Here is a 12,864-nt window from a genome sequence, read left to right as displayed (position 1 = left end):
TATATGGTATTGCATGTCTCACAATTCTATCCAAAAGTAACAATAACAAGATTGCATTATTGCCAGTGCTGTTCAGGCGGTGCCTGCTTGACTTCTCAAGGCCAATTCATTAACTTGACAGTAAAAAACGGTCAGCGTTGAAGGCCGTATGCCACTGCCACCGACAGACCTTGCCCGCCGGCCTGCCCTACCCGGCGCCCACTCCACTGCAGCTTTTCACATACATGGGTCTCCAGGCCATGCCGACACACGATCATTCCCCGGCCCATCCGCTGGCCACGGCGCTGGCGCTTTCGCTGGGCGCGGCCGTCGCCCTGGGCCTGTCGCGCTTTTCCTATGGCTTGCTGCTGCCGCCCATGCGTGCCGACCTGGGCTGGTCCTACCTGCTGGCCGGGGCCATGAACACCTTCAATGCGCTCGGCTATTTTCTCGGCGCCCTGGCCACGCCGGCCCTGATGCGCCGCCTGGGCGTGTGGCGCTTGCTGATCATCGGTTCCTTGCTGGCCAGCATCTTCATGCTGATGTCGGGCCTCGTCAGCGACACGACCACCCTGTTCCTGCAGCGCGTGTGCGCGGGTGTGGCCAGCGCCTTCATGTTCATCGCCGGCGGCGTGCTGGCGGCGCGGCTCGGGTCCATGCACAGCCAGCGCGCCGGCTTTTACATCGGCCTGTACTATGGCGGCACGGGCTTTGGCATTGCCTTGTCTGCCCTGCTGGTGCCGGCCGCGTTGGCGTCCGCCCGGGAACACGGCGCCGCGCACGCCTGGCAATGGCCCTGGTTGGCACTGGGCATCGCCTGCCTGCTGGCCACCGCCATCATGGCCTTGCCGGCCAAGGCGATCAGCGAAGCGCCGCGCGTCCTCGACACGCCGCGGCGCTTCGCCTGGCGCGACTTTACCCCCAGCCTGGCCGGCTACTTCATGTTCGGCGTCGGCTACATCGGCTACATGACCTTTGTCATCGCGCTGCTCAAGCAGCAAGGCATGCCGCCCACCCTGGTCACCGTGTTCTACACTTTATTGGGCCTGGCGGTGGTGGCGTCGTCGCGCATCTGGGCGCGCATGCTGGACCGCTACAGGGGCGGCGAATCGCTGGCGATATTGAATGGCGTGCTGGGCGTGGTGACCATCCTGCCCGCGCTGACGAGCTTCATACCCGTCGTGTTCCTCTCCGGCCTGGTCTTCGGCGCCGTATTCCTGTCGGTGGTAGCGTCGACCACGGCCCTGGTGCGGCATAACCTGCCGCAGCAATCCTGGACAGCCGGCATCAGCGCCTACACGACGGTCTTTGCGCTGGGGCAGATCGTCGGCCCCATCGTGGTTGGCTGGATCGCCGACGGCCCGGCCGGACTGGAACGGGGCTTGATCGCCTCCGCCATCGCCCTCTTCATCGGCGCGGTGCTTGCCTCGCGGCAAAAGGCGCTGGCGCCGGCCGCATAGTAGACTACAGGCATAGCCCCCCACCCTCGAGGAAAGAAGACGATGAACACCGATGCACGAAAAATCCCCGCAACGATGGATGCCGAAACGCTGGAATTCGTCCAGGGCCTGTTTGCCCTGGTACGCGAAGGCGATACGCAGCAACTGAGCGCCATGGTGGTCCAAGGCGTGCCAGTCAACTTCCGCAACGAAAAAGGCGACAGCCTGATCATGCTGGCCAGCTACCATGGCCACCTGGAAACATCGCGCCTGCTGCTCGAAGCGGGCGCCGACGCCAACGTCCCCAACGACCAGGGCCAGACGCCGCTGGCCGGCGTGGCCTATAAAGGCTACCTGGACATCGCCGCGCTGCTACTGCAGCACGGCGCCAGGGTGGACGGCGCCAGCCCGGACGGCAAGACCCCGTTGATGATGGCAGCCATGTTCAACCGCCTGGCCATCCTCGACCTGCTGCTGCAGCACGGCACCCGCATCGATGCCGTGGACAGCCGCGGCATGACTGCCATCTCGCTGGCCAAGAGCATGAACGCGCAAGAGACCCTGGCACGGCTGGTCAGCCTGGGCCAAGCGGAATAAACAGGGGCACTGTCTGCCAGTAATCGCGCGACAGCATCGCGGGGGATGGCGCGCGATTACGACCGACAGAGCATCGAACTCTAAGTACCTGCCGCCATCCTTGTCTAGAAAAATGAAGATGCTTCATTTCTACTCCAGATAGTAGCAGCGCATCAGGAACATCAATGGGATCGTACATTTTACTTATCTAATTTAAAGATAGTACACGCCCATCGGCAAAGCGGGCTTTCCTGATTTTCTGGATTTTCTCGTACTTTTAAAAAGATCAATTCTTTCGGGCTCAGTGATCCCAAGTGCCTTTCCTACTCTATCCATTTCTTTTGAAAAATCCATAAAATCTGACCAACTCAATCCCGCTGTTGCAAATAAAATAACCCGCACTGTTATAGTCGCAGTAATCAGCATCAACCATAATGGAATATTCCCAAAAAACCCATTCCAAGAGTAAGGATGTATAATCCTATGCAAAAATACCCACTACATATTAATAGATGATATTTTTTGCGGTGGTGCCACGTTCAGAATGTGGCTGCATCCATATCTTGTTTTCCTTTACATCAACGACTGCGACAGCGATGAAGTCATTGCCTTTTTGATAGCCGACAAGCTGAACCTCGTCCCCGGCTCGAAAACCAACTTCCCAAAAACTCCCGCTAACCCACTTGCCGCCCACGCTCATGCTGAAGCCTGTGACAGGATCTCCGTCACTTGTGGCCGCCTGCGCGCTGTGAACGGCGCCGGGCTCGCCGGCAGCAGCTTGCACAATCGCCGTCAAGTCGGATATTTTCCTGAATGATTCAGCACTCTTCAAATACTTCACATGCATGTCGAAGGTTCTTAAATCCTCAACAACACCGCTGAGCAACTTATAGGACAATTCATGCATATAGTTTTTCGATCACTGAGTTGCTAATATCTCCCAGCAATGCCATCAATTTCGTGCAGGAAGTGGCTAAGAATTTCGAATTGTCAGGCAGATTAAATTTTGTATTTCGACTTGTGCTTTTTCAGCGCCAGCTCACAATTGGTTGAAAAAAAACCATTGCCATTATTCTCAAAAAAAGTAATTCCACCTCTCGCATCAAACACATCCGGCCTTGGAAAACCATAAGCGACAAATATTTTCTCAGCATATATTGAATAGTCACGCATGGTCTTATATGTCCAGTATTCAAAAGGAAAACAGAAAAGCGGAGGTAGCAATAATATTGCGCCACATGCAGTAATTAAATCCTCTTTTCTTTCCTGCGATACATCAATAAATAAGAAAAATCCGGAAAATAAAACAATCCAAACAAACAACGTCATATTTCTTGCAAATCTCATGCAATTCCAGAAAAATGCGCGTTCTCCGCAATACGCATTCAGAGGCATCAATAACAGGCTATCCTCAATGCGAAGCAAACTGTGCACGTGCAGGACATCACCTCTCCTTGCTACCACCAACCTGACTAAATCGCCGTCCTTGATCTTGTCCGCATCGGCAAAAACACCACACACTACTTCTCCATTGACCAGTCCCGCAAAATTATGCATATCTTCGCCATCGTACAAACTTAGCATGGCTGAAGTTGCCAATGTCCCAGGCATGCCATTGATGACGGCCGCGACGCCACCTGCCAGATTCTTTTCCGCAAGGCTTCTTTCTATTTTATTAAGCAAATTCACATTTGTTGCAGCCATATGAAATTCTGTAATCTTTCCTTCCACCATAAAGAAATCTTCGTCGGAAGATGTATTTTCATTATTCTCTTCAGCCACCATGCGCTTCCTAACAATTATGCTTGAACCATCTTTAATGTCTTCTGCAATTGCATTAATTTCTCAACAGAATCAAATGACTATCCGCTAAGCCATTCTTATCTTTTCCTCCATTTTCATGCTTGAAACCGGTTCGCCAATTCGTCATTGCTGATCTATATCAGATATCCATCTTCAATAAATGATGGAAAGGCGCGACGTATCGGCAGACCATTCATCGATCAACTGGTAGGCGATTCGATTCCTGTCGCGCATCGAAAAGATGGCCTGCCAACACGAGCTTCCGGTCGGCTGATCTGACCGATGGATGAAATTTACATCAATATCTAAGGTGTCTGCAAATATCTCTACATAGTAGCACCCTCGCGCTTAAAGATAATACACACCCATCGGCAAAGCGGGCTTCCCTGACTTTCTTGATTTTCTCGTACTTTTAAAAAGATCAATTTTTTCCGGCTCAGCAATAACTAGCGCCTTTCCTACTCTATTCATTTCTTTTGCAAAATTCATAAAATCCTTCCAGCTTAATCCAACAGTTACAAACAAAATAATTGGATTAATAAAGGCCGAGCAAATCAAAACAAACCAAATTGGAAATCCAGTAAAAAATCCCAATAAAATTTCAAAAATACACAATCCAATAAAAGAATATCCACAGCATTTTAAAAGATGATATTTTTTTGCAAGTGTTCCACGTTCACAATGTGGCTGCATCCATATTTTTTCTTCCTTTACATCAACGACTGCGACAGCGAAAAAATTATTGCCTTTTTCATACCCCACAACTTGAACCTCGTCTCCGTCTCTAAAATCAACCTCCCAAAAACTTCCGGTAACTAACTTGCCGCCCACATTCATAGTGAAGCCTGTGACAGGATCTCCGTCACTTGCTGCCGCTTGCGCACTATGAACAGCTCCTGGCTCACCCGCTGCCGCCTGAACTACCGCGGTCAAGCTGGACATTTTTTTGAATGACTCGCCATTCTTCAAATAATTCACGTTCACGTTAGACGTTTTTAAACCACCAACAATTCCACTGATTAGCTGATAAGATAATTCATGCATATTTTTCCTCATGATATTTTTTGATAAGCATCTCCAAGTTTTTCCAATAATACCTGCGGATTTTTTGTACCTTTTACCTTATCCCTCCCAAAAGGACATGTCTCACACCATTCCTTTAAGGAATTTGGCACTACTAGCCATATAATTAGAGTAACAGCCAGCCCCACCATATTAAGGCGAACTGCCCAAGTCATGCTAAATAACCGGTAATATAAAAGTCTCGTTCCTGTCCATTGTACAATTTTCTGACTACTAGTTTTTAGTAGCGGTGCCGCGTAAGACAAACTCGAAAGCAATCCGAATGTAACCGCAATAAATTGCACCACGGATTTTAAAAAGTAAAGAGCTGCAAGATTGTAATTTTCCTTATCCAAATACTTTCTTCCAGTTTCCGCCTCTTTAGCAGCCGAGTAATAACCGGCTACTGTACTTAAAACTCCGCCATAAACTTTTAAATATTGAAATGTCACCGATACTTTATCACCAACTAAATGTTTTGCCGCATTGGCGCCAATATCAAGAATCGCGGCAGTCGTCGAGCATATGGCAGCACACAGTTCACCCAAGGTTTTTTTATCATCCTTGAATTCCCAGGCAATTTTTACCAAATTAATAATTTCAAGTGTCGCGACAAGCAACGATAAACGATTTTCTTTCAGCGCTGTAGGGCCTTTAGTAGTATCTTCCTTTACCTCCATCCATTTCTTTTCCAGTGCTGCATATTTTTCGCTTTTTAAATCATTCCCCGATCCAATGAAGCTTTTTGCTGTCGACAAGCGACGTACAATATCGGCTCTGGCTAAACCTTCCTGCCTCGCCTGAATTTCTATTGCGCTGATGATGCGACCAGGTTCAACTCCGGCACGCGCCATCATCAAACCTCGAACAGCATATTCAGCGGTGGAATCTGCGCCTCTCTTCAAAAAAGGCCTGAACAGCAAATCTCCAATTGTCATGAACAAGCGATCAAGATCCACCACCTTTATGACCTTAATACCTTCGGAGGCATCTGCGGCTTTCAGCAAGGTATTTTGCATGGTATTGACCTTCTTGTAGATATCGCAGGCCTTTCTGATATGCACGGCCAAAAAGTCCATACTGGCCTTACCGACCTCACTGAAACTTGTTCCTGCTTCTGCCAGCGCAGTATTAAATTGTTCACCAAGCGCTTTCTGATTTAAAGACAGAGCTCGCCAAAGAAGATTCGGCTCATGCGCCTTCATTTCTTTGACCCATTCGGTAATTTTATTCTGTCCTTGAATACTTGAATTCATGCCGTTTATTGCGCTACCAATCTTATCCTCAAAGGCAACGCCATCTTCGATACTTTCCTCATTAAATTCGCTCAAGTAATTAATCAATAATTTTGATTCCAACCACATGATCAGATCATGTGTTCTTTCGTCGATAATATTTTTTGCGTCATCCAGCATCGCATCATATCTCTTCCGGAAGTCCTGATAAGCTCCAGGCTCCAGCATCTCCTCATACTTCGCCCAAGATAGTTCTTTTTCTTTGGCGATCATCGCTGGAGAATTTTCTCTTCTCCTCGCAATAAAGCTGTCCGCATCGGCTTTTACCTTGGCCATCTTGATGCTGCGCGACGGCTCCGGATACGCATTTGCATCATTAAGACGCGCACTAAAACCCATGGTAACCGGCACTTTCTCCCGAGCCCATTGGTCCAACAAATCACATACTTCGGTTTCACGGCCTCTTTGCGGTTCCGCCAGTTTTAATGCCCGATCACGCCGCTCCTGCGTGGAGCTTATTTGAGGAGCATTATTTCGCGTGTCTTCCTGATGCTGCTCTTCGTTCGCAACGGCCGTATTTTCCAGAGTTTTTCTGACGCCTTCTATACCTTGCAATGCAGTCAGTTCCAGCTCTCGTTCTTCACTGTATTTTTTTATCCAACCTGCAGGTTCATTCCGGAAGCCGTTGAGCTCATGGGTAATGCCAAATGCATCCCATAGGGCGATAATGACAGGAGCATTACCCTTGGTATTTTTTCCCTCACCGACTGTTTTCATCAATCCAGCCAGTTTTTCGCTTTCACCCTTTCTCAGGTGCAAAGCATGGCAAGTACTTTCCATTTTCAGTTTTGTAGCGTTGTAGCTACCATCCACCTTGCTCATTTCGCCAAGTGGCAACCCGCTGAGACTTATTGAATTGAAATTCTCTTGATACTCAATGACCTTTTCGATATTTTTCTTGGTAGCGGGAAGGCCGTGTCGGTAACCTCCAGCTGTCACCCATATCGAAGGTAAAAAAGTTTGCATACGTTTGTCGCGCAATTTTTCGTCGCTGGCAAACAAAGTGAAAGTTTCTTTACTCCATGCATGGTCTGAAAATGCCAGCCAGACTTTGCCACATTTTTCGGGTTTTTCGATTGATATGATTGAAGCAGGTATATTATGCCCGTCGCGCGAGCAGGCCGGCTCAACGCTAATTGGCTTGAGACCGCTGTTAAAATATTGTTTCCACAATGTCCCTGCCTCAGAGACGCTATACACTTCCCATTTGATTTGACTTCCACGCGCATGTTTTTCATAAAAAAGATAGACAAAACCTTTACGCAAGGTGCGTAATGCATACTTGTGATACTTGAGTTTCACATCCGTGACTTTATTTCCTAGCGGATCGGGTAGTGTTGCATCAACATCATTTGGCACAACGGCATATCGAACAGGCAGAATAGCCAGTCCTGACTTATTGCAGTTTTCGCATTCTGGGTTTTTTGGATTAGTACAAGCCATAAATTTTCCTGAGGGTCTTTATCTTATTTTTTTAGAAAAATAATCTTGTAATTGATCAGCAGGGCATCCAGTCACCTCTTCGAGTGCACCGCCATAAAATTCGCCGGCGCCGGTCATGCTCCACACTGCCTGTAGACGCTGATCATCATGGAAATCACTGCCAAGCTGCAAAACATGCAAAGCAAATAACTCACGGTCTTTTTTATCGACGATGCCATAGTGCGTCGCGCGTGCCAATGCTGAAAAAATCGCCTGTTCCCATTGCTTCGGCCCAGATTCTCCCCACGTTAGCCACGCGGCATGAAGCGTGGAATAATCATTCACTTGCGCCCACTGCGATGAACTCAAGATCAGCCGCTGTTCAAGCGCGGCATGAGGAAAAAGCGCATGGGTGTCATCCAGACCATGTCGCATCAGGTTTTGCTGCCGGTCAAATGCGATCACACTGCTTACTGGCCCCAGCATCTGACGCTGCTGTTCGACAGTCATCGCCGGCCATAACCATTCGCGGACACCCGGGTCATGGAATCTGAGCAATTTTTCCAGGCCTTGAACTGAATGAATATGGCAATGGCTGGCCCAATGGCGCGCTATGTTTTCCGGCGCTTCGTCACTGATAACCCATCCAGCGATCGCTTGACCGTTACCAGCCCACAGACTGTCCTTTGTCCAAGAGTTCCAGGCAAGTTCGACACTCATTTTGAATAGTTCAGCGCCGGCATATTCATCCAGCGCCAACTCGATCAGATATGGCGCGAACTGCTGATCGAAACGGGGATGTGCAATGGGCACGACTATTTTTCGTTGCTGCACAATCGCATGCGAAGAAAACGGATCTCCTTGTGCAGGATTTACCCATAACAAACATCGGTCATTTGCCGTTTCATGAAATTGTTTATGGAGCAGTTGAAGTGGTGCTTCCCATGCTTGGCTGACAATGACCTCGACCGTCGATTCCATACAAATTCCCCGAGCTACAATGTTTGTGATCCGGCCTGAGTGGCGCTGGCATTCTTACTTGCTTGTTCACACCCCTTGATCTCACCCACCGGCAATTGCTTTACCGCGCTACTGCTGGCCGGCCCCGTGAGCTCCTTCATGCCGGCCTTGAATTCCATCTTGCCGGGCCCATGAATCTCGATATTGCCGCCTTCGAGCTTGATATAGGCGCCCTGCACCGTCATCAGCACATGCTGCTTGCCGTTGATGTTGACGCTTTTGCTGACGCTGGCAACGGTCACGGCCTTGTCTGCGGTTAATTTTGTTTCATCGGACTGGCTCTGGCTGCTGACCTTGCCGCTGGCCGCGTGCAGGCGAATGCCCGTTTCCTGGTTGGGTTTGTCGGGCTTGCTGGCCTTGCCATAAGTAAACAGGCTGATGCCGGAACTGATCGCATGGAAATGGTTGCCTTGCGCGCCGAAATTGATATCCTGCCCTGCCGCGATGCTGCTGGTATTGCCGGCGGCGAAAAGGGCGTTGAGCGGCGTGGTCGCGGCGATGCCGGCCGGACTGGACAATTGCAGCTGCGGCGCGCCATAGGCCGTTACCTGGCCATCGCCCGTGCCCGCCGTGCCCTTGAGCATTTCGATGCTGTTCGCCAATTGCTTCAGCGCCGGCAGCGTATCGGGCGCCGCTTCGGCCTGGCCTTGCCCACCGCCTAACACAGCCTTGTGCTTTTGCGCCGTCTCGGCAAGCGAAGTCAGCAGGGCCAAGCTTTGTTCGATCTGGGCCGTGGCTTCCTTGGTATCCATCTGCGTGCCGCTGGCATTGGTGCGCCCGTCGGTCGATAGCAGCAGCCCCTGCCCCGCACGCAGCGCGGCGCTGTGCTCGGTTTTCAGTTCCGCGCCGAAGCCGGCAGCGGCCAGCCGCTGGTTGTCCGTCTGATGGCGCAAGTGTCCCAGGTTCAGCTCGGCAGTGCCCTGATGTGCGCCGGCATGGCGCTGCAGCGCCACGCGTGGCTGGCCCGGGCTGTCGTCGAATACCAGCTGGCTGTACGCCGCGCCGCCCTGCTGGCTCGCTTGCATGGCCTGGCTCTTGATGCCGGACAGTGCGGCCGGGTGGGCATGCGCGCCCGCTTCCCCTGGAAACCAGGCCGGCGCATTGCCGGTGGCCGGCCCGGCGCCATGGGCCACGCGGTTATTCTGGGCGTCGGCCGTGCCTTGGCCGTTGTAGACGGTACCGATCACGAGCGGTCGGTCGATATTGCCTTCCAGGAAATCGATCAATACTTCCTGGCCGATGCGCGGCAAGGCATGGCCGCCCCAGTTGGCGCCCGCTACCGGCGCCATCGTGGAGGCGACGCGCACCCAGGTGCCGGCACTGTCGTCGCCTGGCGCGCCGGTATGCTTGCCGCCTTGCGGATGGTCGAGGCGGCTGTGGCTCATGACGCCGCGCTGCCAGTGAAATTGCACCTTGATGCGGTGGTCGCGGTCGGTGTGAATCACGGCGCCGCCCGGCCCCACCACGACGGCCGTCTGCTGGCCATGCACGGTCGGGCGCGGATGCAGCAGCTGGCCATGCTGGTCCTTGCCGCTGGCGCGATAAGGAATATTGCTGCGGATGGCATCGATGCGGTTGCGGTACAGGGGCCGCTCGGCAATGGCGCCCAGCAGCGCGGGCATGCGGTGCAGGCTGCCGGCTTGCTCCTTGCGGATGGCCGTATCGAGCAAGCCCGTCTTGAGCGTCTGCACAATGGACGACTGCAGATCCGCGCTCAAGTTGTTGTGCATCAGGTGGACCGTGCGCACGATCAGGAAGCTGCGCTCGTCGTCGCTGCCCGCCTGGTCGAACACCGGCTGCCCCTGCAAGCTAAACGTGGTGCCCGGCGACAAGGTACGCACGGTACCGGCCGCCACGTGGACTTCCTTGCCCGCTTCCAGCGCCTGCAACTGGTTGCGCGCGATGCGCTGGCCCTGCTCGCGCGAGGCATAGGCATAGGCCCCGGGCGCGTCGCGGCTGAGCAGCTCCACGCCCTGCACCGGACCTGCCGCGCTGGCAACACGCTGGTCGAGCGAGCGGTAATCCCAGCTGCCCATTTCGATGGCATTGGTCTGCTGGCGCAATTCGGTGCGCCAGCGGTCGATGCTGTCAACCTTCATGACGGCGCCCGGCTGCGTGAAATTGATGCTGCTCTGGGCATTCGGCTTGAACGCGCCGTTATGGTCCGCGATCACCAGGCAGTGGCTGCCCAAGCTGGGGCTGCCGGGATCGCCGCCGTGTTCGTAGTAATAGAACAGCCCTTCCTCGTGCATCAGGCGCTGCGCGTAGGCCCAGTCGCTTTCCTGGTACTGGGTGCTCAGGCTGCGCTTCGGGTATGCCGCGCGGTCGAGGATATCGAAACGCCAAGCCGGCGCCAGCTTGCCCTGCGCCTGGTAAGCGGCAAACAGCGCGTCGAGGATGTCGAATACCGTCATGTCCTGGAACACGCGGCTGTCGCGGCCGTGGGCAAGAAACGCGCTCCACGGTTCCAGGGTCAGGTGATAGCGCGCCATGCCGCCGTTCGCGCCAACCAGCTCGACGGCGGTGATATGGCCGTGGAACGGGCGCAGCGCGTCGGCGCTGGTAGCGGTCAACAATTGCAGCAGGGCCGGCTGGCCAATCAGGGTACGCAAGGAAATGGAGGCGTCCGACGAGAGGGCCGCGATCTGGAACACGAAGCCCGTGCTCAAGCCTTCCTCGCCGCGCACGCATTCGGCCAGCAGGCGGTCGGCGCCGAGGGGCGTAGTCAGCTGTAGCAATCTGCTGGCTTGCGTGAAACTGGCGGGCAAGGACATGGACATCCGGAACTCCATCACGCGGCTTCCCGCATAAAATTAGTAAATAAGCATTTTTATCGAAGCCATTACACCCTAGAAATTTTTTTATAGCAAGAGTGTTTCGATTGAAATCTCGGCTCAGCAATCATTGCGTTCCGCTCAGACCGCGCAACTCCGGCATGGCCGGTTCGGTGGGCCGCAAATGCGTACTCTTCAACAAGGTTTCCAGGCGCGCGTAGCTGCTCTTGAAAGGCGGCGGATTCTGCTTCAGTTCCGGTGCCTGCTCCATGCTGCGGCTGCCAAGTTCGATCAGGATGTAGGGCAGCACCGCCGTGCCCAGCCATCCCGCGTAACCGGTGAATACCGTATAGGTTTCAAACGGCGCGCTGCCTGGTCGCTCCACTTTCAGCGCCAGGCCGCCCTGCTGCGCCGTCAGCGCGCCGATGCGGACGCTACGGGGCGCGATGCGTTCGACAATGAAAGGCTTGGCCTCCTGCTCGCCGCGGCTGCCGAACTGGCCGATGCCGCCGGTGGCGGCCGCCTGGACCAGCGGCACCTTCAAGGCGCGCGGATCGACGTTGCCGGTGCTGATCGTATACAACACGCCGGGCGCGTCGGGCCAGCGCAAGGACTGCTGGATAGCGCTGACCGTCTTGCCATCGTCAGCGATAAAGCCATGCGGAATGCACAGGCCCAGTTCTTTCGGCACTTCATTGGCGGCGCGCGGGCGGAAGCTTTTCAGGAAGCGGATGAACTGCTGGCCATGCGCTGCCTCGCTATTGTTGTCGCGTATTTCTTGCATGGATTCAAACACATACACATATTCGCCGCGCTGAAGGTGGCTGCGATAGATGGAATAGCGGGTGGGGTTGGCCGTTCCCGAACCTTCGCTGCTGCGGTAACCGTCACTGTCGGGCAGGCCGGAATCAAATGTCTGGTAGTTGCTTTGCAGTTCCTTGATCTGCGCCTGCCTGCCGGTGAGCGACTTCTGCGCCAGATAGCTCGCCTGACGGGTCTTCGCGTTGGCGGGCTGGCCTTTCAATTCGGCCAGTTCCGCCTCATCGTCCTTGAGCAGCGCCTGCAGGCGGTCGATCCTGGGTTGCGGCATGGCTTCCCGCAAGGCGGCCATATCTTCCTTGCCTAGCGGCCCCAGCACACCGATGCGGACATTTCCAACCTGTATCTCATCACCCTGGTGAAATACGTCTTCGCTGAAAGACCGGTAAAAGATGCCCGTGTCGGACGCGTCCTTGTAGCGGGTCGGCCACTGTACCGGTGCATGCACGTCGAACACCAGCCGCCCCAGGCACTCGCGCGCCATGCCGGCCGGCGTCGCGTACCCGGGCGCGGTCGCCTGCATCAGTTCCTGCGCCGTGGGCCTGCGCGATGGCGCCGCCGGATCGGCCTGGTTGGCGGCCATGCCTTCGCCATACGCGCCGGCAAACAGCAGGAGAGTGGCGAGATGGCATGCGGCAAAACGCGGAAGACAAACTATCATCATGGCTACCAATC

General features: G+C 53.9%; 9 protein-coding genes. 2 read left to right on the top strand and 7 right to left on the bottom strand.

The features are described from left to right. Positions 1–239: 239 nt before the first annotated feature. The gene (locus U0004_RS13780) at positions 240–1,439 is read left to right on the top strand and encodes a YbfB/YjiJ family MFS transporter (RefSeq protein WP_070256577.1); all 1,200 of its coding nucleotides are present in this window, start codon (positions 240–242) and stop codon (positions 1,437–1,439) included. 42 nt (positions 1,440–1,481) lie between these two features. After that, the gene (locus tag U0004_RS13775; RefSeq protein WP_070256515.1) at positions 1,482–2,015 is read left to right on the top strand and encodes an ankyrin repeat domain-containing protein; all 534 of its coding nucleotides are present in this window, start codon (positions 1,482–1,484) and stop codon (positions 2,013–2,015) included. Positions 2,016–2,499: 484 nt separating this feature from the next. On the opposite strand, the gene U0004_RS13770 is transcribed toward U0004_RS13775, so the two are convergent. The 7 genes from U0004_RS13770 to U0004_RS13740 form a co-directional block, all read right to left on the bottom strand. Then, a complete protein-coding gene (locus tag U0004_RS13770; RefSeq protein ID WP_139144144.1) occupies positions 2,500–2,901 on the bottom strand; it encodes a hypothetical protein in 402 nt (133 codons plus the stop codon). A gap of 92 nt (positions 2,902–2,993) precedes the next feature. Then, positions 2,994–3,779, bottom strand: a complete 786-nt coding sequence (locus U0004_RS13765) for a hypothetical protein (RefSeq protein WP_070256519.1) — start codon at positions 3,777–3,779, stop codon at positions 2,994–2,996. 366 nt (positions 3,780–4,145) lie between these two features. Beyond that, a complete protein-coding gene (locus U0004_RS13760) occupies positions 4,146–4,841 on the bottom strand; it encodes a putative type VI secretion system effector (RefSeq protein ID WP_139144145.1) in 696 nt (231 codons plus the stop codon). Between the two features lie 8 nt (positions 4,842–4,849). Then, positions 4,850–7,597, bottom strand: a complete 2,748-nt coding sequence (locus U0004_RS13755) for a T6SS effector BTH_I2691 family protein (protein ID WP_139144146.1) — start codon at positions 7,595–7,597, stop codon at positions 4,850–4,852. Between the two features lie 18 nt (positions 7,598–7,615). Further along, positions 7,616–8,557, bottom strand: a complete 942-nt coding sequence (locus U0004_RS13750; RefSeq protein WP_070256523.1) for a DUF4123 domain-containing protein — start codon at positions 8,555–8,557, stop codon at positions 7,616–7,618. 14 nt (positions 8,558–8,571) lie between these two features. Continuing rightward, the gene (locus tag U0004_RS13745) at positions 8,572–11,376 is read right to left on the bottom strand and encodes a type VI secretion system Vgr family protein (RefSeq protein ID WP_115057470.1); all 2,805 of its coding nucleotides are present in this window, start codon (positions 11,374–11,376) and stop codon (positions 8,572–8,574) included. A 121-nt stretch (positions 11,377–11,497) separates the two neighbouring features. Next, entirely contained in the window at positions 11,498–12,853 is a 1,356-nt protein-coding gene (locus U0004_RS13740; protein ID WP_139144147.1) for a T6SS immunity protein Tli4 family protein, read from the bottom strand. Positions 12,854–12,864 lie beyond the last annotated feature (11 nt).

Source organism: Janthinobacterium lividum, assembly GCF_034424625.1.
Taxonomy (GTDB): domain Bacteria; phylum Pseudomonadota; class Gammaproteobacteria; order Burkholderiales; family Burkholderiaceae_D; genus Janthinobacterium; species Janthinobacterium lividum.
The sequence above is the reverse complement of the archived record's forward strand: the minus strand, read 5'-3'. Positions and strand labels throughout refer to the sequence as shown.